General features: G+C 71.4%; 18 protein-coding genes. 5 read left to right on the top strand and 13 right to left on the bottom strand.

Annotated elements, in window-relative coordinates; genetic code table 11:
• Window positions 1–136: 136 nt before the first annotated feature.
• Both FVE25_RS26400 and FVE25_RS26395 read left to right on the top strand, forming a co-directional pair.
• Complete coding sequence (locus tag FVE25_RS26400; RefSeq protein WP_181019722.1) at window positions 137–1732, top strand: MFS transporter; 1596 nt, start codon at window positions 137–139, stop codon at window positions 1730–1732.
• Window positions 1733–1822: 90 nt separating this feature from the next.
• Window positions 1823–2341: a pyridoxamine 5'-phosphate oxidase family protein gene (locus FVE25_RS26395; RefSeq protein ID WP_157249767.1), complete on the top strand. Its 519-nt coding sequence runs from the start codon at window positions 1823–1825 to the stop codon at window positions 2339–2341.
• On the opposite strand, the gene FVE25_RS26390 is transcribed toward FVE25_RS26395, so the two are convergent.
• The 9 genes from FVE25_RS26390 to FVE25_RS26350 all read right to left on the bottom strand — a co-directional run bounded on the left by FVE25_RS26390 (window position 2338) and on the right by FVE25_RS26350 (window position 12160).
• On the bottom strand, window positions 2338–2769 hold the full coding sequence (locus tag FVE25_RS26390; RefSeq protein ID WP_157249766.1) for a hypothetical protein: 432 nt from the start codon (window positions 2767–2769) through the stop codon (window positions 2338–2340). The genes FVE25_RS26395 and FVE25_RS26390 overlap by 4 nt on opposite strands.
• A 98-nt stretch (window positions 2770–2867) precedes the next feature.
• Window positions 2868–3221: a nucleotide pyrophosphohydrolase gene (locus FVE25_RS26385; protein WP_157249765.1), complete on the bottom strand. Its 354-nt coding sequence runs from the start codon at window positions 3219–3221 to the stop codon at window positions 2868–2870.
• Window positions 3218–3655 carry a hemerythrin domain-containing protein gene (locus FVE25_RS26380; RefSeq protein WP_157249764.1) on the bottom strand — a complete coding sequence of 146 codons (438 nt, stop codon included), beginning with the start codon at window positions 3653–3655 and terminating at the stop codon, window positions 3218–3220. The genes FVE25_RS26385 and FVE25_RS26380 overlap by 4 nt, the downstream gene beginning before the upstream one ends.
• A 19-nt stretch (window positions 3656–3674) precedes the next feature.
• The gene (locus FVE25_RS26375; protein WP_157249763.1) at window positions 3675–5138 is read right to left on the bottom strand and encodes an alpha/beta fold hydrolase; all 1464 of its coding nucleotides are present in this window, start codon (window positions 5136–5138) and stop codon (window positions 3675–3677) included.
• A gap of 141 nt (window positions 5139–5279) precedes the next feature.
• Complete coding sequence (locus FVE25_RS26370; RefSeq protein WP_157249762.1) at window positions 5280–6608, bottom strand: family 2B encapsulin nanocompartment shell protein; 1329 nt, start codon at window positions 6606–6608, stop codon at window positions 5280–5282.
• Entirely contained in the window at window positions 6605–8746 is a 2142-nt protein-coding gene (locus FVE25_RS26365) for a terpene synthase family protein (RefSeq protein ID WP_157249761.1), read from the bottom strand. Before FVE25_RS26365 ends, FVE25_RS26370 begins: the two co-directional genes overlap by 4 nt.
• The gene (locus FVE25_RS26360) at window positions 8746–10134 is read right to left on the bottom strand and encodes a family 2B encapsulin nanocompartment shell protein (protein WP_246267473.1); all 1389 of its coding nucleotides are present in this window, start codon (window positions 10132–10134) and stop codon (window positions 8746–8748) included. The genes FVE25_RS26365 and FVE25_RS26360 overlap by 1 nt, the downstream gene beginning before the upstream one ends.
• Window positions 10131–11075 (bottom strand): 4-hydroxy-3-methylbut-2-enyl diphosphate reductase, encoded by a 945-nt coding sequence (locus FVE25_RS26355; protein WP_246267472.1) that lies wholly within the window; start codon window positions 11073–11075, stop codon window positions 10131–10133. Before FVE25_RS26355 ends, FVE25_RS26360 begins: the two co-directional genes overlap by 4 nt.
• Window positions 11072–12160 carry a polyprenyl synthetase family protein gene (locus FVE25_RS26350; protein WP_219825648.1) on the bottom strand — a complete coding sequence of 363 codons (1089 nt, stop codon included), beginning with the start codon at window positions 12158–12160 and terminating at the stop codon, window positions 11072–11074. Before FVE25_RS26350 ends, FVE25_RS26355 begins: the two co-directional genes overlap by 4 nt.
• 131 nt (window positions 12161–12291) lie before the next feature.
• Between FVE25_RS26350 and FVE25_RS26345 the strand changes: the two genes are divergently transcribed.
• Together FVE25_RS26345 and ispG are read left to right on the top strand one after the other, a co-directional pair.
• A complete protein-coding gene (locus tag FVE25_RS26345; RefSeq protein ID WP_157249759.1) occupies window positions 12292–14028 on the top strand; it encodes a 1-deoxy-D-xylulose-5-phosphate synthase in 1737 nt (578 codons plus the stop codon).
• Window positions 14025–15131 carry a flavodoxin-dependent (E)-4-hydroxy-3-methylbut-2-enyl-diphosphate synthase gene (gene ispG, locus FVE25_RS26340; RefSeq protein ID WP_157249758.1) on the top strand — a complete coding sequence of 369 codons (1107 nt, stop codon included), beginning with the start codon at window positions 14025–14027 and terminating at the stop codon, window positions 15129–15131. Before FVE25_RS26345 ends, ispG begins: the two co-directional genes overlap by 4 nt.
• On the opposite strand, the gene FVE25_RS53955 is transcribed toward ispG, so the two are convergent.
• A complete protein-coding gene (locus FVE25_RS53955) occupies window positions 15125–15283 on the bottom strand; it encodes a hypothetical protein (protein ID WP_181019721.1) in 159 nt (52 codons plus the stop codon). The two genes, ispG and FVE25_RS53955, sit on opposite strands and share 7 nt — an antisense overlap.
• Window positions 15284–15455: 172 nt before the next feature.
• Between FVE25_RS53955 and FVE25_RS26335 the strand changes: the two genes are divergently transcribed.
• Window positions 15456–16766 (top strand): sulfatase family protein, encoded by a 1311-nt coding sequence (locus FVE25_RS26335; protein ID WP_157249757.1) that lies wholly within the window; start codon window positions 15456–15458, stop codon window positions 16764–16766.
• Here the strand turns inward: FVE25_RS26335 and FVE25_RS26330 are convergent.
• Genes FVE25_RS26330 through FVE25_RS26320 form a run of 3 tightly spaced genes read right to left on the bottom strand, consistent with a single transcriptional unit; the run spans window position 16701 to window position 19103 of the window.
• Entirely contained in the window at window positions 16701–17135 is a 435-nt protein-coding gene (locus FVE25_RS26330; protein WP_157249756.1) for a VOC family protein, read from the bottom strand. The two genes, FVE25_RS26335 and FVE25_RS26330, sit on opposite strands and share 66 nt — an antisense overlap.
• Window positions 17119–18432: a HAMP domain-containing sensor histidine kinase gene (locus FVE25_RS26325; RefSeq protein ID WP_157249755.1), complete on the bottom strand. Its 1314-nt coding sequence runs from the start codon at window positions 18430–18432 to the stop codon at window positions 17119–17121. Before FVE25_RS26325 ends, FVE25_RS26330 begins: the two co-directional genes overlap by 17 nt.
• Window positions 18429–19103: a response regulator transcription factor gene (locus FVE25_RS26320; protein ID WP_157249754.1), complete on the bottom strand. Its 675-nt coding sequence runs from the start codon at window positions 19101–19103 to the stop codon at window positions 18429–18431. The genes FVE25_RS26325 and FVE25_RS26320 overlap by 4 nt, the downstream gene beginning before the upstream one ends.
• Window positions 19104–19132 lie beyond the last annotated feature (29 nt).

Below are 19132 nucleotides of genomic sequence, written 5' to 3'. Positions count from 1 at the left end.
CAGCTTCTCCGGGTCCCGATGGCCGCGGAAAAGGTGGAAGTCGCACCGCACCTGGGACAAGGGCGTGCGCAGCATGGCGAGCGGGCCGGTTCTCCGACCCCGTCCGTATGCCCCGGGCTCTCACCACCTTGCCCAGGTGACCGTGTTCATGGAGGTCACCCACGTGACAGAAGCCAAGCCGGTCACGCAGCGGCCGTGGCTGGTCCTCGCCGTCCTCTGCGCCGGATTCTTCATGGCGTTGCTCGACGGAACCATCGTCAACATCGCTGTCCCGACCCTGATCCACAGCATCGACGCCTCCTACAGCCAGGTGCTGTGGGTGCTCGACGCCTACCTGCTGATCTTCTCGGTGCTGCTGGTCACCACCGGGCGCCTCGGGGACATCTTCGGCTACCGCCGCCTGTTCCTGATCGGCGTCACGGTCTTCACCGTGGCCTCGGCCCTGTGCGGCCTGGCCACCTCGGGAAGCCAGTTGCTGGCCGCGCGCGTGCTGCAGGGAGTGGGCACGGCGCTGCTGTTCCCGCAGGTCATCTCGTCGATCCTGACGATCTTCCCGCCGCACCTGCGCGGCCGCGCGTTCGGCCTGTTCGGGGCGATCGCGGGCCTGGCCCCGGTCTGCGGGCCGATCGTCGGCGGCTTCCTCCTGGCCCAGGCCGGCTGGCGCTGGATCTTCTTCATCAACATCCCGATCGGCGTGATCACGATCGTGCTGACCCTGCTCCACGCCCCGGCCATGCGCTCCGGCCGTACCCGCCGCCTCGACCTGACGGGCGTCGCTCTGGCCACCGCCGGGCTGACCGGCGTCGTCTTCGGCCTGATCGAGGGTGGGCGCTACGACTGGGGGACCATCGCCGGCCCGATCACGATCGGCTCCGTCATCGTCACCGGCGTCGTGCTGCTCGTGCTGTTCGTGCTCTGGCAGCGGCGCGAGAAGAACGAGCCCCTCATGCCGCTCGCCCTGTTCGCCACCAGGAACTTCACGATCGGCAACGGGGTCGGGTTCGTCTTCTACGCCGGCATGATGGCGATCCCGTTCGCGCTGGTCCTCTACCTGCAGTCGGCCCGCGGCTACAGCCCGCTGGAAACCGGGCTGGTCCTGCTGCCCAGCGCGATCGTGACCGCGATCGGCTCCGCCTGGACCGGCCGGCTGACCGAGAGGATCGAGGCCAGGCACATCCTGATGTCAGGGCTGGGGCTGCTGGCCGCCGGACTGCTCGTCCTGACCTTCACGACCGGCCCGGACACCGGCGCCTGGGGCCTGCTCCCAGGCCTGATCATCATCGGCCTCGGCAACGGCGCCACCTACACCCCGCTGCAGCAGGTCACCATGCACGGCGTGCCGCCCCACCTGGCCGGCGCCGCCTCCGGCACCGCCAACACCATCCGCCAGATCGGCACCGTCCTCGGCATGGCCGTCCTGGGCGCCCTGCTCTCCGCCCGGCTCAACGCCGCCCTCGCGGAGAACGCCGGACGACAGGCCGCTCAGCTGCCCGCACACCTGCGCGACGCGTTCCTGACCGCCACGGCCGGCGGCGCCGGGCGCTTCCGCCCGCCCAGCCCGCCCACCGGCCTCGGCACCGGCGATGCCGCCCTGTTCCAGCGCCTGGGCCACGAGGCGTTCACCGCGAGCTTCACCACCGCCATGCACGCCACCTTCCTGGCCGCCGCCGCCATCCTCATCGCCGCCACCGCCTGCTGCACCCTGCTGGCGAAACAGCGGAAGACCGGCTGACCACCCTCACCCGCCGGCGGACGGGACCGCGATGAGTTCCGCTCCGCCGGCGGGTCTATCCCTGTGTCCGCCACGCGCTAGGAGGATCCGATGAGCGACCAGACACCCGCCGACGTCACCAACCTCGACCGCTACGGCCACGCCCCGCTGCCGTGGGAGCGCGCGCTCGCCCAGCTCACCGCTTCCACGGGACCCGAGATCAGCTGGTTCCTCGGCACCGTGCGCCCCGACGGCCGGCCGCACGCCACCGGGGTCGGAGCCATCTGGTACGGCGGCGCCGTCCACTTCACCAGCGGCCCGCACGCCCGCAAGACCCACAACCTGGAGGCCAACCCGAACTGCACCTTCTCCGTCCGGCTCGAGGGGATAGACCTGAACCTCGAGGGCACCGCGCACCGGGTCACCGACGCCGCCGAGGTCGCGGGCGTGGCCGCCAGGTACGCCGAGCTGGGCTGGCCCGCGAGCGCCGAGGGCGACGCCATCACCGCCCCCTACAGCGCGCCCAGCGCGGGACCGGCGCCCTGGTACGTCTACCGCTTCTCGATGCGGGTGGCGTTCGGCGTCGCCACGGCCGAGCCGCATGGCGCGACCCGCTGGCGCTTCGCCTAGAACTTCCCGCACACCTTGTCGGTCAGCGCCTCCGACTCGTCGATCTGAGCCTGGACGCCGGAGACCGCCTCCTGCACGTCGCCACCGCCGTCGGTCGCCTTCTTGACCGCGTCGGCGATCTCGATGTTGAGCTGCAGCGCCTTGACCAGGTCGGGGTCCTTGGCCTGCTCGACGAGCTTGGCGCTGGACTCTCCGGCCGCGGCGATCAGCCCGGCGACGTCGGGTTCGCCGCCCTGTTCCATCTCCGCCTTGACCTTCTTCAGCTCCTCGCAGACCGGGTCGGCGGAAGCGGGCGCGGAGGTGTCCGCCGTGGACGGGGCGGACGTGGACGGGGCCGCGGACGGGGCCGCTGCGGGCTTGGCCGTGGCGCCGCATCCGGTCAGGGCGATGGCCGCGGACACGGTCGCGAGCAGAAGCTGGTGACGCATATGTGGTCCCTCCGTAAGTCCTCTGAGATACGGAGGGAGCTTCGCGCAGGCCGATAGACGGCCGATGGACAGCGCGTTTACGCCTCGTTGGCGGCTGATCAGCCGGGCGGCAGGGGCGGGGCCTTGCGTGCCGAGCCGCGGTAGGTGCTCACGTCGTAGCGGGCCTCGCTCTGGTCGAGCTTGGCATGCGCGGCCGCCAGCAGGTCGACGCCCAGCACGTCGGCCAGCCGTACCAGATAGCCGGTGACGTCGCCCAGCTCGGCCACGACGCGCGCCCGCGCCTCGGGGTCGAGGTCCTCGTCGGGGCGCAGCCACTGGAACTCGGCCACCAGTTCCCCCACCTCTCCGGCCAGGGCCATGGCGAGGTTCTTGGGGGTGTGGAACTGGCCCCAGTCGCGGGCCTCGGCGAAGGCGCGCAGGCGGGCGGCCAGGTCGCCGAGTTCGGTGCTCATGGCGTGGGCTCCAGATAGGGGCGCCACTCGGGCAGGTCCAGGGCGTCGAGGGCGGCGACGATCTTCCGCTCCTCGAAGGCGAAGTGGGACTCCATGATGGCCGTCAGGCCGTCCAGCTCCGCCAGAGCGGCCTTCGGGTCGCTGCCGTCCAGGGCGGAGATGCGGCGCAGGATGTCGGCCACCAGCTGGTGGTCCTCCTCCAGCTGGGCCAGGACGGGGCGCAGCTCGGGATGGCGCTCGGCCAGGGCCGGGAAGGCGACGGCGTCCTCACCCGTGTGGTGGCGGGTCAGGGCGGAGCAGAAGGCCAGGCAGTGGGCGCGCAGGTCGGCCGGGCGGCCGCCCGCGCCCAGGTCCTCGCGCAGCCGCGCCAGCTCCTCACGCAGCCATTGGTGGGCCTCGATGAGCTGGGTTCCGAACGCGGCGATCTCGTGCATGGGCCCCGATCCTAGAGGGTCAGGGCGTGGTGGTGACTCCAGGAGGCGTGCTCGTGCAGCGCGGGGTGGCGGGCGGGAGCGTCAAGGAGGTCAGGTAGCCGGCCGCGTAATCCGCCTGGCAGCCTCGGTTGTACAGCTTCATGGCATGCGTCCAGTCGGGCAGCACGGTCAGCCGGGCGCGGTCGCCGAGCTGACGGGCGACGTTCTCGGCCCAGGCCGGCGGGGTGGCGTTGTCGTAGCGGCTCTGCAGGAGCAGCAGCGGCGTCACCGCCTTGCTGACGGCCGGGCGCTGCGGGTTCTTGACCGGCGCCGGCCAGCCCTGGCAGGCCAGCACGGCCTTCAGCGCGTTGGGCGAATACCGCATGGTCGGCGCGACGGCGGCCGCGGCGGCCAGGTCGGCCTTGACCGCGGCGGCGTCCCGGTAGGCCATGGCGTAGTCCTGGCAGAGGATGGGATCGGCGTAGTTCAGCCGCTTGGGCATGGTGTCGTCGGCGTCGGTCTTCCAGGGCTTGCCCTTGTCGAGCGCGTTCAGGAACATGCCCGCCGCCGGCCAGGACGGCGTGAACAACATCGCGTCGATCGTCGCCGTCACCGTGTACGGCGTCCAGGGCCGCCCGGCCTCGTCCTCGCCCAGCTTGCCGCGCTCGGCCTTGGCCAGCACCCGCCGGTAGGCGGCGGCCGGGTCCGCGACGGCGCACTCCTTGTCCTTTGCGCACCACTGCGCGAACTGGCCGAAGGACTCCTCCAGCGCCTTGGCCGCCGAGACGGTGAACGTGCGCCGGTCGATGCTGTGGTCCATCACCCCGTCGAGTACGGCCCCGCGCAGCCGCGAGCCGAACCTGGCGGCGTACTCCTGGGCCAGCAGGGTCCCGTAGGAGTGGCTGTAGACGGTCACCTTGTCCGCGCCGATGGCCTGCCTGACCAGGTCGAAGTCCTTGGCGGCGCCGGCGCTGTCCAGGTGGTCGAAGACCGGGCCGGTGAGCTTCCTGCACGCCTCGGCCAGCCTGGCCGACGACTCCTTCAACGCGGCGAGCCGGGCGTCCGAGGTGGGGACGCGCTGCGGGTCCACGGCCATGACCTGGTCGGACGGGCAGGTCAGCGGGCTGCTTTCGCCGACGCCGCGCGGGTCGAGGCTGACGATGTCGTAGCGCTTCTCCAGCCCGCCGAACTCCTTGCTCGCCTTGAGCGTCTCGACGCCCGACTGCCCGGGGCCGCCGGGCAGGTACACGATCGTGCCCTCGGACTTGGGCGCCTTCCGGCGGGCGATGGCGATCTCGATCTGCGCGCCCGCGGGCCGCTCCCAGTCCAGGGGCACCTTGACGCGCGCGCACTCGGCGCCCTCGCCGCCGGCGCAGGGCCGCCAGGCCGCGGCGGGCGGGCTCGGCTTCGGCTTGGCCGGCTGCCCGGCGGGGGCGGCCGTGGTGCCGCAGGCGGCCACGACTACCAGCGGGGTCAGCAGGGCGAGGGTGGTACGGATGTGCACGGAAGACCTTTCGCTCGTGTTCACGAGCATCCTGCTGCACCACCGCGCGCCCGCGAATCGGCCGAAGTGCTCAACGTCGCAGGTCAGGGGTCGGCCGGATGACCGACCCCCGACGTCATCCCCCAGGCTGACGCGCGAAGATCACACCTCGACGTTCTCCAGCACGCCGAGCGCGTCGGGCACCAGCACGGCCGCCGAGTAGTACGTGGTGACGAGATACCGGGTGATCGCCTTGTCGTCGATGCCCAGCTTGCGCACCGACACCCCCGGCTCGCACTCGTCCGGCAGCCCCGTGCGGGTCAGCCCGATCACCCCTTGCTTCTCCGTCCCGGTGCGCATGACCACAATCGAGCTGAGCCCGGACTCGGTGACCGGGATCTTGTCCGTGGGCAGGATCGGCACCCCGCGCCAGAGCATGACCCTGGCCCCGTTGACCTCGCTCACGTCCGGCACGATGCGCCGCGCCGTGCACTGCCTGCCCAGCGCGGCGATGGCCCGGGGGTGGGCGAAGAAGTAGTGCGAGCTGCGCCGCCGCGACAGCAGCTCGTCCATGTCGTCGGGCGTGGGCGGCCCGCTGCGCGTCTGGAAGCGCTGCTTGAGGTCGGCGTTGTGCAGCAGGCCGAACTCGCGGTTGTTGAACAGCTCGTCCTCCTCCCGCTCGCGCAGCGCCTCGATGGTCAGCCGGAGCTGCTGCTGCGTCTGGTCCATCGGCCCGTTGTACAGATCGGCCACCCGCGTGTGCACGCGCAGCACCGTCTGCGCCACGCTCAGCTCGTACTCGCGCGGCCCCCGGTCGTAGTCCACGAACGTGCCGGGCAGGTTCGGCTCCCCGGAGTGCCCGGCGGCCATCGCGATCTCGGCCTCGCCGTGCTTGTTGCTCGGCCCGGTCCGGAGCGGGCGCTCCAGATGGGCGCGCAGGCTCTCCGAGCGTTCGCGGAGCCGGTCGGCGTCCTCCCGGGAGAGCACCAGCACCGTGCAGGCGGTGACCGCCCTGGCCGGTTGCGCGCCCTCGCCGGTCAGGTCGCCCAGGTGGTCGCCGTCGGCCAGCATGCCGAGCACGGCGGCCCTGCCGTACCCGCTGACCCCGGTTTTGGCGATCTTGCCGTGCGCGACCAGGACGATCTGCCCGTCGGGCACGTCCGCGCCCTCGTCCAGGTCGTGCTGGACGAAGCGGGCGGCGAGCTCCCCCAGCGCCTCCTCGTCGTCGAAGTCGTGCAGCGACGGCAGCTCGCACAGCTCCGCAGGGATCACCTGTACGGCGGCGCCGACCGAGGTGAAGCTGACCCGGCCGTCGCCGATGGTGTAGGTGAGGCGCCGGTTCACCCGGTACACGCCGCCGACGGCCTCCTCGAACGGCAGCACGTGCAGCAGGTGGCGGGGCGTGATCTCCCGCATCTGCGGGACGGATTTGCTGGTGGTGGCGAGCTTGCGCGCCGCGGCGGTGGACAGGCTGAGCAGGTTGTCGGTCATGGCGCGCCGATCGGTAGCAGGGACTGGATGCGGGCCGCCGCGGTGCCGAGGCCGGTGGGGCCCTGGGTCCAGCGCACGGCATGGGTGTGGCGGAGTTCGTGTTCCGGATAGCGGATGGTGAGTTCGTGCCAGCGCAGAATGCCGGCCATCCAGTCCTGGAGGCCGGTCACGTGACGGGCGACCGCGGCGCGCAGCCCGTCGTCGGCGCCCCGCTCGGCGAGCATGGCCGGCAGGTCGTCCGCGGCGACCTGCTCGAACTGGGCCAGCCGGGCGTTCAGCAGGTCGGTGACGATGGCGACGGCCTCGTCCACGCCGCAGTCGAAGAAGGTGCGCATGACCAGCACGGCGTTGTGCAGGTCGCCTTCGAACTGGATCTCCTTCTGACAGGAGAACAGGTCGTTGAGCAGGCACGCGTAGTCGGCGGCCGCCCCCGCCAGGGCCAGGAGTTCGCGGCTGCGCCGGATCTCCTCCGGCAGGGGCTCAGGGCACGACAGCCGGACGGTGAGGTCGGCGCCGAAGGTCAGCCGGCGCATCTCGAGGTAGTCGACCGGATCGGGGATCCGGTTCTGCACCAGGTTGGCAAGTTCCCACTCCCAGCTGTCGATCATGCTCTCGACGTCCCGGCGCAGCCTCCGGCGCTCCTCGGGAGGCAGGAGGCCGGCGGTCCGCGGCCACAGGTCGGCCAGTCCGCGTTCCACGGCGTTCACCGGCGCCGTGAGCGGGAGCAGGTCGAGCGGCATGAACGCGCGCAGCCGCCGGTTGGACAGCTTCGCGCCGGTCAGGTCGTGCGCCTTGCCGAAGACCCGGGGGTAGTAGTCGTCGGCGTAGGTGCCCCAGGCCAGCCAGTCGGCCGCCCGCTCGAGGGCGTCGGGATCGGCGTCCGGGGCCGCGCCGGAGGCGCACAGCGCGAAGTCGAAGCCGTGCATCTGCCGCTCGCTCCAGATCGCCGCGGCCGGCAGGCCGGGCAGCCCGGCCCCGAACCCCATCGCGTGACACCAGCGCACGTTGTGGGCGCGCGCGCGTTCCAGGTGCGGGTTGTCGCGGACGGTGTACGGCAGGGCGAGCGGCGGCAGCCGTACCGCGATCTCGGTGTAGGGGCGGTGGGAGAAGCTGCGCACGGCGCTCGCCACGTGGGCCGGGGAGACGTGCACCGGCCCGTCCTCGCGCCGTGACCTGGTGTAGCGGCTGGAGGACAGGTGCCAGGCGTGGCCGCCGGCCTGCCAGTCCTGCAGGCCCTTGACGTAGCGCAGCACCCGTTCCTGCTCGGGCGGGGTGATCGCGTGCTCGGCGAACAGCGGCGGCAGTTCGGTGAGCGTCGTGTGCTCGAACTGGTGCAGGCGGGAGGTGATCATGTCGTTGGTGATGTCGGCGCCGCGCTGGGTGTCGCAGTGGAAGAACCGCTCGCACACCAGCACCGAGTTCGACAGCTCGCCTTCGGCGATCACCTCGCGGTGGTAGGAGAACAGGTCGTTGCGCAGGTGTACGGCGTCGCAGAACGTCTCGGTGAGCACCCGGATCGGCCGGGTGCGCGCGATCCTGGCCGGCAGTTCCGCGTCGGCGGCGTGCTCGACCAGGCAGGCCGACCACCCGGCGCCGCCGACCTTCCTGCGTTCCTCGATGTACTCGATGGGGTTGGCGACCTGGCCGGAGCGGATGTGGAACAACTCCCACATCGACTCCTGGGTGAGGTCGCGGGTGACCGCGACGAACCGGGCCCGCCAGTCGGCGCCCATGGCCGGGACGGTTCTGGCCCACAGGTCCTGGAGAGCCAGTTCGACGGGGTTGTCCGGCTCCGGCGGATCGTCGGCCATGGACAGGTCGAGGCGGTCGAGGTATGCCTGGGCGCCCCTGTGGTCCTGGGTGCGTTTGAAGGCGTGCAGGAAGTGGTCGTCGAAGTAGAACACCCAGACGTACCAGTCGGTGACGAGGTCGAGCTCCCGCGACGAACAGTCGGGGTGGGCGTAGGCGCACATGAGGCCGTAGTCGTGCGCCTCCAGGTCGGCCGGCGTCCACACGTCGGGGTTGTCGAAGAACCCCATCCGCGCCGCCCACGCGCGGCTGTGCGCGCGGGCGGCGTCCAGGTGCGGGTTCAGCCTGGGGGGATAGGGGAGGTAGAAGTCCGGCATCTCATACGGCATCAGCCCACCTCAACGCTCTCCAGGATGCCGAGAGCGTCCGGCACGAGCACCGAGGCGGAGTAGTACGTCGTGACAAGGTAGGAAATGATCGCCTTGTCGTTGATGCCCATGAAGCGCACCGACAGACCGGGCTCGTACTCGTCGGGCAGGCCGGTGCGCGTCAGGCCGATGACCCCCTGGGCCGCCTCGCCCACCCGCATCACCATGATCGAGCTGAGTCCGGACTCACTGACCGGGATCTTGTTGCACGGCAGGATCGGCACCCCACGCCACGACGGCGCCTTCTGCCCGTTGACCTCGACGGCCGTGGGATAGACGCCGCGCTCGGTGCACTGGCGGGCGAAGGCGGCGATGGCCCGCGGGTGGGCGAGGAAGACCGCCGGGTTCTTCCAGACCAGGGCCAGCAGCTCATCCAGGTCGTCCGGGGTGGGCGGGCCGGTCAGGGTGTGGATGCGCTGCTTGAGGTCGGCGTTGTGCAGCAGGCCGAACTCGCGGTTGTTGACCAGCTCGTGCTCCTGGCGCTCGCGCAGCGCCTCCACCGTCAGCCGCAACTGCTGCTGCGTCTGGTTCATCGGCTCGTTGTACAGATCGGCCACCCGCGTGTGCACCCGCAGGATCGTCTGCGCGACGCTCAGCTCGTACTCGCGCGGCGCCAGGTCGTAGTCCACGAACGTGCCGGGCAGCGTCGGCTCGCCGATGTGGCCCGAGGCCAGCGCGATCTCGGCCTCGCCGTGGGCGTTGAGCGCCTGGTCGGGATCGGCCGCCCACGCGTCCACGTGCTCGCGCAGCCCCTCCGCCTGTTCCGCCACCTCGTCGAAGGCCGGCCTGGGCAGGGCGAGGATCGTGCACGCGGTGACCGCCTGCACCGTGTTCTCCCACGTGCCGGTCTCCCCGGCCAGCGACCGGTCGCCGACGTGATCGCCGTCGGCCAGCACGCCGCGCACGGTCTGCTTGCCGTAGGCCCCCTCGGCGAGCACGCTGACCTTGCCGTGGGCGATGAGGATGACCTCTTCCGCCGGACTGCCGGCCTCCACGATCACCTGGCCGGGCTCGTATTCACGCTGGACGAAGCGGTCGGCCAGGGCGGTGAGCACGTCGACGTCGTCGTAGCCGCGCAGCGCGGGCAGCTCGCACAGCTCCGCCGGGATCACCCGCACGGACGCGCCGGTGTTGGTGAACGTGATCCGGCCGTCCCCGACCGTGTAGGTGAGGCGGCGGTTGACCCGGTACGCGCCGCCGATCACTTCGACCCAGGGCAGCACCTTGAGCAGGTGCCGGGAGGTGATCTCCTGCATCTGCGGCTGGGTCTTGGTCGTGGTCGCCAGATTGCGCGCGGCTTTGGTACCGAGGCTGAGGGGGCTCTCGTTGTTCAGGACGGATTCGGTCACTGCACACCACCTATCGGGGATCGGAGTTCGTGCGGGAGGGAGAAGGTCAGGCGTTCCTCGGTGAGCGTCACGGTCTCGACGTCGGCGAAGCCGCGCTCACCCAGCCAGTCGAGGACCTCGGCGACGAGATGGTCGGGGACGGAGGCCCCGGAGCTGACGCCGACGGTGGCCACGCCCTGCAGCCAGCGCTCCTCGGCCTGGGCGACGCCGTCCACCAGGTATCCGGCCCGCGCCCCGGCGGCGAGCGCGACCTCGACCAGGCGCCGGGAGTTGGAGGAGTTGGCCGAGCCGACCACGATCACCAGGTCGCACTCGGGCGCGATCGCGGTGATCGCCTCCTGGCGGTTCTGGCTGGCGTAGCAGATGTCGTCGCTGGGCGGGTCGATCAGCCCGGGGCGGCGTTCGCGCAGCTTCTCGACCGCGCCCATGGTCTCCTCCACCGAGAGCGTGGTCTGCGACAGCCAGCTGATCGGCCGGCCGGCGGGCAGCACCGCCTCGTCCACGCGGGCCGGGTCGACGACGTGGATGCGCCCGGGTGCCTCGCCGAGCGTGCCCTCGACCTCTTCGTGCTCGGCGTGGCCGATGAGCACGATGTCGTAGCCCGCCTCGGCGAATCGCACGGCCTCCTTGTGCACCTTGGTCACCAGCGGGCAGGTGGCGTCGATGGTCCGCAGGCCGCGGCCACCGGCCTCCCGCTTGACCGCGGGCGCGACGCCGTGGGCGGAGAAGACGACCAGGGCGGAGTCGGGGACCTCGTCCAGTTCGTCAACGAAGATCGCGCCGCGCCGCGTGAGGTCGGCCACCACGAAGGTGTTGTGCACGATCTGTTTACGCACGTAGATGGGCGGGCCGTACCGTGTCAGGGCCTCCTCCACGGCGCGGATGGCCCGCTCCACCCCGGCGCAGTATCCGCGCGGGGCGGCCAGCAGCACCCGCTTCACGCCAGCCGGTGTGTCAGCTGTCCGGCCATCAAGGTGAGCGCCTCCCTGGCGTCCTCGTCGATCGCGCATGTCCGCAGTTCCTCCAGTCCGGTTCTGACCCGGCCGTCGATCATCGACTCGACGCGGGTGAGTGCACGGGAGTCGACGATGACCTGCCGCAGGTCGGCGGCGCGGGCATCGTCGAGGTCGGGATTGCCGTGCCAGGTCCGCAGCAGGTGGAGGGCGGATCCGGTGGCCTCGGCGAAGGCGAGCGCGATGAGCACGGTGGCCTTGCCCTCACGCAGGTCGTCGGTGACCGGCTTGCCGGTGATCCCGGGGTCGCCGAAGACGCCGAGGATGTCGTCGCGCAGTTGGAACGCCTCGCCCATGGGCAGGCCGAAGCGGGAGTAGGACTCGAGGAGGGCGCGGGGGGCGCCGGCGAGCGCGCCGCCGATCTGGAGGGGGCGCTCGACGGTGTACTTGGCGGTCTTGAAGCGGATGACGGTGAGCGCGCGATCGACGCTCGGGCCGAGGTGCGTCTGGACGTCGAGGTACTGGCCGGCGATGACCTCGCCGCGCATCTGGTTGAACAACGCCCTGACGGCCGGGTTGGCCGCGCCTAAGAGCTCGTCGGCCCACGCCTGCGTGAGCACGCCGAGCAGGACGGCGGCGCAGTGGCCGAAGGGTTCCGCGACGGGGTGCTTGGTCGGCCGGGCCAGGCTCCGGTGCAGGGTGGGCCGCCCACGGCGCAGTTCGCTGCCGTCCATGATGTCGTCGTGGATGAGGAGACCGGCGTGGTAGAGCTCGAGGGCGGCGCCCGCGGCGACGGTGGCCGCATCGTCCGTGCCGCCGGCGCCGCGCGCTCCCCAGTAGCAGAGCAGGGGCCGGATGCGCTTGCCGCCCTTGACCACGAACTCCTTCAGAAGGCGGTGGCCTTCGGCGAGCTCGGGATCGGCGACGGGGGCGGGATGGGCGTCGATGAAGGCCGCGAGAAGCGCGTCAACGCTCGACCTGACCCGGTCGATGGCCGCCGTGACGGACTCCTCCGGTGGATCCGCGAGCTCCGCCGCCATGATCCGTTCCCCTCGTGCGAGATCGTCGGGCACACACGAGAAGCTAGGTCACGAACACCGAGAGTGAAATCGCTTGTTCCATCCACTGGAACACCCTGTTCACGGACAGGCGGCACGGAGACAGGATTCGACCACGACCGCAGTCGACCCCTCTTGGAGCAACCATGGCGGCCTCCTCTGGCCTGGAAGATCCTCTGCTCCAGACCATCTCAAGCCCCCGCGACCTGCGCCTCCTTCCCTCTGCGCACCTGCAGGCGCTGGCCCGGGAGATTCGCGAGTTCCTCATCGGCAAGGTCATGGCGAGCGGCGGGCACCTCGGCTCGAACCTCGGCATGGTCGAGATCACGATCGCTCTGCACCGCGTCTTCCATTCCCCGGAGGACACACTTCTGTTCGACACCGGACATCAGGCATACGTCCACAAACTGCTCACCGGCCGGCAGGCGGGCTTCGACACCCTGCGCGCGCTCGGCGGGCTCAGCGGCTACCCCTCGCCCGAGGAGTCGCCCCACGACCACATCGGCAACTCCCACGCCTCCACCGCGCTCGGCTACGCCGACGGCATCGCCAAGGCCCGCCGGCTCAAGGGCGAGGAGGGCCGATCGGTGGTCGCCGTCGTCGGCGACGGCGCGCTGACCGGCGGGCTGGCGTGGGAGTCGCTCAACAACCTGAGCGACGGCGAGGGCCGCCCGGTCATCGTCGTGCTCAACGACAACGGCCGCTCCTACGCGCCCACCCACGGCGGGTGCGCGCGCGTCTTCGGCCCGCTGCTGGAGAGCCTCGGCTTCGTCTACCTCGGCCCGGTGGACGGCCACGACATCGCCGCGGTCGAGCGCGCGCTGCGCACCGCCCGCACGCTGCCGAGCCCCAGCGTGGTCCACTGCAAAACCCGCAAGGGGTACGGCTACCGCCCCGCGGAGCTGGATCTCGGCGAGCACATGCACGCCATCCCGGTCAGCGACCCGCAGACCGGCAAGCCGCTGTCCGGCAGCAGCCGCACCTGGACCCAGGTCTTCGCCGAGCACCTGTGCGCGCTCGGCGAGACCCGGCCCGGCCTGGTCGCCATCACCGCGGCCATGCCCGGCCCGACCGGGCTGGACGCCTTCGGCAAGCGGTTCCCCGGCCGGATGTTCGACGTGGGCATCGCCGAGCAGCACGCGATGGTCTCGGCGGCCGGGCTGGCGATGGAGGGCTTCCACCCGGTGGTGGCCGTCTACGCGACCTTCCTCAACCGCGCCTTCGACCAGGTGCTCCTGGACGTGGCGATGCAGGGCCTGCCGGTCACGATCGTGCTGGACCGGGCCGGGATCACCGGGCCCGACGGCCCCAGCCACCACGGCATGTGGGATCTGGCGATCCTGTCGGCGGTGCCGGGCCTGCGGGTGGCCGCGCCGCGCGACGGCCGCCGCCTGCGCGAGCTGCTGGAGGAGGCCGTGGACTGCGCGGGCCCGGCGGCGCTGCGCTTCCCCAAGGCGAGCGCGGGCATCGAGCTGGCCGCGGTGGAACGTTCCGAAGGCATGGACGTGCTCTGGAGCAGCGGGCACGACGTGCTGCTGATCGCGATCGGGGCGATGGCGGAGCCCTGCCTCGAGGCGGCGGCCATGCTGAGCGCGGAAGGGGTGGGGGTGAGCGTGCTCGACCCGCGCTGGGTGCTGCCCGTCACGCCCGGCCTGCGGCAGGCGGTGGGAGCGCACCAACTGGTCGTCACGGTGGAGGACGGGGTCGTGACCGGCGGCGCGGGGGCGGTCATCGGGCAGGAGTGCGGCACCGGTCAGCGGATGCGGCATCTCGGGCTGCCCCCGGCCTTCATCCAGCACGGGTCACGGGACCAGTTGCTGACGGAGGCGGGGCTGACCGGTCCCGGGATCGCGCATGCCGTACGGAAGGAGCTGGCCCGATGATGATCGACCTCGGGATGCCGTCGAAGAGGCGGCGGGTCTCGCGACAGGTGATGGTGGGCGGCGTGCCCGTCGGCGGCGGAGCGCCGGTGAGCGTGCAGTCGATGACCACCACGCCCACGCACGACGTCAACGCCACGCTGCAGCAAATCGCCGAGCTGACGGCGGCCGGCTGCCAGATCGTACGGGTGGCGGTGCCCACACACGACGACGCGGAGGCGCTGCCGGAGATCGCCCGCAAGTCGCAGATCCCGGTGGTGGCCGACATCCACTTCCAGCCGCGCTACGTCTTCGCCGCGATCGACGCCGGGTGCGCGGCGGTGCGCGTCAATCCGGGCAACATCAAGAAGTTCGACGATCGGGTGGCCGAGATCGCGCGGGCGGCGTCGGCGGCGGGGGTGCCGATCAGGATCGGGGTCAACGCCGGCTCCCTGGACCCCCGGCTGCTGGCCAAGTACGGCAGGGCCACGCCGGAGGCGCTGGTGGAGTCGGCGTTGTGGGAGTGCTCGCTGTTCGAGGAGCACGGCTTCCTGGACGTGAAGATCTCGGTCAAGCACCACGACCCGGTGGTGATGGTCGCCGCCTACCGGCAGCTCGCGGCGCGCTGCGACTACCCGCTGCACCTGGGCGTGACCGAGGCGGGGCCGCTCATGCAGGGGACGGTCAAGTCGGCGGTGGCCTTCGGCGTGCTGCTGGCCGAGGGCGTGGGCGACACGATCCGGGTCTCGCTGTCGGCGCCGCCGGTGGAGGAGGTCAAGGTCGGCATCGGCATCCTCGAATCGCTGGGGTTGCGGCAGCGAAAACTGGAGATCGTCTCGTGCCCGTCCTGCGGACGGGCACAGGTGGACGTCTATCGCCTGGCCGAGGAGGTCACGGCCGGTCTGGAGGACTTCCCGTTCCCGCTACGGGTCGCGGTCATGGGCTGCGTGGTCAACGGCCCGGGCGAGGCCCGCGAGGCGGACCTGGGCGTGGCGTCGGGCAACGGCAAGGGGCAGATCTTCGTGAAGGGCGAGGTGGTCAAGACCGTCTCGGAGTCGCGGATCGTGGAGACCCTGATCGAGGAGGCCCTGCGGCTGGCCGGGGACTCGGCGGCGGATTCTCAGTAGGAGCTCCTTCGGGGTGCGGCGGTCGGACGGCGGGACAAGTTGGCGCGGCCGGTGGGCTGGATCTCGCGCACGGCGTGCTCACGCTTGCCGTGCTTGCCCTTGGCCTGCTCGGCGGTGGCGCCGGTGATCGAAGCGGGGAGCTTGATTCGCATCTGGTGATTCCTTCGCTCTGAAGCACTACGTTTGAAGTGCTGTCAACGTAGTACTACACACGAAGTGGTGTCAACCCTCCTTCTGAAGAACCCCTGAAGATCTCCCCCAAAACCCGACATATGGTGATGAGTGGTGAACAATTACTGACTACCGTTTTCGGGAGGTCAGGACGTGAGTCAACTCAGCAGACGCGCCTTCATCGCCGGTACGGCTGCCGCCGCCGCGGTCACCAGCGGCCCGGCGTCCGCGGCCACGCGCCCCAAACGCCCCAACATCCTGCTCATCGTCACCGACGATCACCGGAAGGAGACCGAGTGGGCGATCCCCTCGATCGTCAGCCTCATCGGCGGCCAGGGGGTTGATTTCTCCCACGGCTGCGTGACCACGCCGCTGTGCTCGCCGTCCCGCTCCTCGATCATGACCGGGCGCCTGGCCCGCCATCACGGGGTCGTCGACAACAGCGCGCCGGAGCGGCTCGACCAGGACACCACCGTCCAGAGCCACCTCCGGGCGGGCGGCTACCGCACCGGGCTGTACGGCAAGTACCTCAACGCCTGGGACATCAGCCAGGCCCCGCCGCACTTCGACGACTTCGCCATCATGCGCCCGGCCTACCGGCGGGCCCAGTGGAACGTCAACGGCACCGTCGGCCGCCGCCCCGGCTACACCACCACGCTGATCAGGCAGCACGCGCTGGCGTTCATGCGGGCCAACAAGGACGACCCGTGGTTCCTGTACCTGTCGCCGTACGCCTCCCACGGGCCGAACACCCCGGAGGACAAGTACGCCGACCTCGAGGTGCCGCCCTGGGACGGCAACCCGGCCGTGGCCGAGACCGACAAGAGCGACAAGCCCCCCTACATCCAGCGAGCCTCGGCCGACCTGGCCCGCGGGCGCGAGGTCCGCCAGGCCCAGTTGCGCACGCTCCGCTCGGTGGACGACATGTTCAAGGCGATCAGAGCCGAGCTGGTGGCGCAGGGCAAGCTGGACGACACACTGATCATCTTCATCGGCGACAACGGCTTCAGCTGGGCCGAGCACGGCCACGTCGGCAAGAGCGTGCCCTACCGGCCGGCCTTCCGGGTGCCGTTCTACCTGTCGTGGCCCGCCGGGGGCTTCGGCCAGGGCAGGGCGGACGACCGGCTGGCCGCCAACATCGACATCGCGCCGACGATCCTGGACGCCGCCGGGATCGCGCCGCGCGGCCGCATGGACGGCTTCTCGCTCCTGACCGGCCGCCGCCGCGACCTCGCGTTCCTGGAGTACCACGGCCGCCCCGACGGCACCGGGCCCGGCCTATGGGCGGCGGTCTACACCGGCACCCGCATCTACACCGAGTACTACGACGGAGCCGGCGAGGTGATCTTCCGCGAGTACTACGACCTGGGCAAGGATCCCCATCAACTGGAGAACCTCCTACGCCCCGGCGACCGGCCCCCCGCCGACCTGGCCGCCCGGCTGACCGCCGCCCGCAGGTTGTAGGCAGAACTCGTTGCCCTCCGGGTCGGCCATGACGATCCAGTTCTCGTGCCGGCCCGTCTCCCGCGCGCCGAGGCCGAGCAGGCGCTCCCGCTCGGCCTCGAGGTCGGCCGCCCTGACGTCGAGGTGCACCCGGTTCTTGACCAGCTTGGGCTCGGGGACCTTCACGAAGAAGATCCGCGGCGCCCCGTCCGGCCCTTCGACCAGCACGGTCGGGTCGTCCTCCGGGCCGGACAGGCCCATGGCGCTCAGGCGGCGCAGTTCCTCCTCGTCGTACGGCGCCACCGCGTACCCGTCGAGCAGGGCGGCCCAGAACCTGGCCTGGGAAGCGGGATGACGGCAGTCGATGACGAGGTCATGAAGCTGAGCCATCGGCCCATAGTGGCAGTCTGAGCCGGAACAGCGCGCCCGACGCCGACTCTTCGCAGGTCAGGGTGCCGCCGTGGGCCAGCGCCAGGCCGCGGGCGATGGGCAGGCCGAGACCGGCGCCGCCGGAGGCGGTGTCGTGGCGGACGAAGCGGTGGAAGATCAGCTCGCGGGCCGAGGGCGGGACCCCGGGCCCGGTGTCGGTCACGTCGACCACCGCGTGCACGTCGCGGCGGGCGACCGTCATCGTGATGGCGCCGCCGGGCGGGGTGTGGCGGCGGGCGTTGTCGAGGAGGTTGGCCAGCACCTGGCCGAGCCGCTGGGCGTCGCCGATCACCATCGCCTCCTGCCCGGCCACGCTCACCATGAGGTCGGGATCGCGCAGCCGTACGTGCTCGGCTTCGGCTTCGCACAGGGCACGCAGCTGGACGGGCTCGCGGTGCAGGCCGAGACCGGCGTCGATCCTGGCCAGCGCAAGGAGGTCGTCCACCAGGCGCCCGGCCCGGCGGGTCTCGCGCACCAGCAGGAGCTGCATGCGCTCGCGCTCCTCGGCCGGCATCGCCTGCGGCGCCTGCAGCACCGCCTCCGCCGTGGCCTGGATGCCGGCCAGCGGGGTGCGCAGCTCGTGGGCGACGTCGGCGAGGAACTGGCGGGAGCGGTTCTCCGACTCGCGGGCCTGTCGTTCGGCGCCCTCCAGCGCGTCGAGCATGGAGTCGAAGGCGGCGGCGGTGCGTCCCAGCTCGGTGTCCCTGCGCTCGGGGGTGAGGCGCTTGCCGCGCTCCCCCAGCGCGATCTGCCGGGCCAGGTCCGCCATGTCGTCCATCGGCCGGGTGGCGTGCCGTATCGTCACCGGCAGCACGAAGCCCAGCGCCGCGAGCGCGGCGATCCCGGCTATCAGCATGAGCATGCGCAGCGTGTTCCGGGTGGCGTCGATGGCCTCGGTGTCGGCGTAGAGGGTGAGCAGCGCACCGCTCGGCAGCCGCCTGGTCAGGGTGGGGGTGCCGAGGTTGGGCTGGAAGCCGCCGAGCGTGTGCTGCCGGCCGGCCAGGTCGACCAGCATCACCTCGATCCCGGCGCCGCTGAGCCGCCGCACCAGCCGGTCGGCGCGGACGTTGCGCCGGTCGAGCTGGACGGCGAACTGCACCCGATCGGCCAGCCGGTCCTCGGTCTGGGTGGTGGCCAGGAAGCCGAACAGCGCGTCCACGGCCACCAGCAGCACGACGAGCGTGGCGGCGACGACGAGGAGCGTGGAGCTGGTGACCCTGCCGCGCAGCGAGCCGCTGCGCCAGCCGTACCCTCTCATCGAGGTCCGTCCAGGACGTAGCCGAGGCCGCGCACGGTGTGCAGCACGCGCTCGCCCGTGCTCTCAAGTTTCCTGCGTAACGCGCTGACGTGCACTTCGACGAGGTTGGGATCGTAGGCGTCGTATCCCCAGACGCTGGTGAGCAACTGCGTCTTGCTGAGCACCTGGCCCCGGTGGAGCGCGAGGTGGCCGAGCAGGCGCAGCTCGGTCCTGGTCAGCTCGACCGGACGGCCGTCGCGCAGCACGATGCCCTTGTCCACGTCGATGATCAGGTTGCCGATCTGCAACGTCGAGGGGGTACGGCGCAGCCGCCGCAGCACGGCGCCGACCCGGGCGGTCAGCTCGGCCAGCTCGAACGGTTTGACCACGTAGTCGTCCGCCCCGGCCTGCAGCCCGCGCAGCCGGTCGGCGACGCCGTCCCGGGCGGTGAGCACGATGACGCCGGCGTCGCTGCGCCCGCGCACCACGTCCAGCAGGGCGAAGCCGTCGCGGCCGGGCAGCATGAGGTCGATCACGACCAGGTCGGGCTGGAAGACGTTGAGCTCCTGCTCGAAGCCGGTGCCGTCGGGCAGCCCGCGGGCCACGTACCCGGCCGAGCCCAGCCCGGACAGCACGGCCAGCCGGATGGCCTCCGCGTCCTCGACCACCATCACCCGCGCCGAACTGGTCATTCGGTCATTATCCGGGTCCACCCTTCCGG

This window comes from Nonomuraea typhae (assembly GCF_009760925.1).
GTDB classification, from domain to species: domain Bacteria; phylum Actinomycetota; class Actinomycetes; order Streptosporangiales; family Streptosporangiaceae; genus Nonomuraea; species Nonomuraea typhae.
This window is presented reverse-complemented; position numbering and strand designations above follow the sequence as displayed.

Excerpts from the sequence above, each read along its gene's own strand:
- FVE25_RS26390 (WP_157249766.1), bottom strand. The coding sequence starts at position 2,769 with ATGCGTCACCAGCTTCTGCTCGCGACCGTGTCCGCGGCCATCGCCCTG.
- FVE25_RS26345 (WP_157249759.1), top strand. The coding sequence starts at position 12,292 with ATGGCGGCCTCCTCTGGCCTGGAAGATCCTCTGCTCCAGACCATCTCA.
- FVE25_RS26370 (WP_157249762.1), bottom strand. The coding sequence starts at position 6,608 with ATGACCGACAACCTGCTCAGCCTGTCCACCGCCGCGGCGCGCAAGCTC.
- FVE25_RS26385 (WP_157249765.1), bottom strand. The coding sequence starts at position 3,221 with ATGAGCACCGAACTCGGCGACCTGGCCGCCCGCCTGCGCGCCTTCGCC.
- FVE25_RS53955 (WP_181019721.1), bottom strand. The coding sequence starts at position 15,283 with ATGCGAATCAAGCTCCCCGCTTCGATCACCGGCGCCACCGCCGAGCAG.
- FVE25_RS26330 (WP_157249756.1), bottom strand. The coding sequence starts at position 17,135 with ATGGCTCAGCTTCATGACCTCGTCATCGACTGCCGTCATCCCGCTTCC.
- FVE25_RS26365 (WP_157249761.1), bottom strand. The coding sequence starts at position 8,746 with ATGCCGTATGAGATGCCGGACTTCTACCTCCCCTATCCCCCCAGGCTG.
- FVE25_RS26380 (WP_157249764.1), bottom strand. The coding sequence starts at position 3,655 with ATGCACGAGATCGCCGCGTTCGGAACCCAGCTCATCGAGGCCCACCAA.
- FVE25_RS26325 (WP_157249755.1), bottom strand. The coding sequence starts at position 18,432 with ATGAGAGGGTACGGCTGGCGCAGCGGCTCGCTGCGCGGCAGGGTCACC.
- FVE25_RS26320 (WP_157249754.1), bottom strand. The coding sequence starts at position 19,103 with ATGACCAGTTCGGCGCGGGTGATGGTGGTCGAGGACGCGGAGGCCATC.
- ispG (WP_157249758.1), top strand. The coding sequence starts at position 14,025 with ATGATGATCGACCTCGGGATGCCGTCGAAGAGGCGGCGGGTCTCGCGA.
- FVE25_RS26395 (WP_157249767.1), top strand. The coding sequence starts at position 1,823 with ATGAGCGACCAGACACCCGCCGACGTCACCAACCTCGACCGCTACGGC.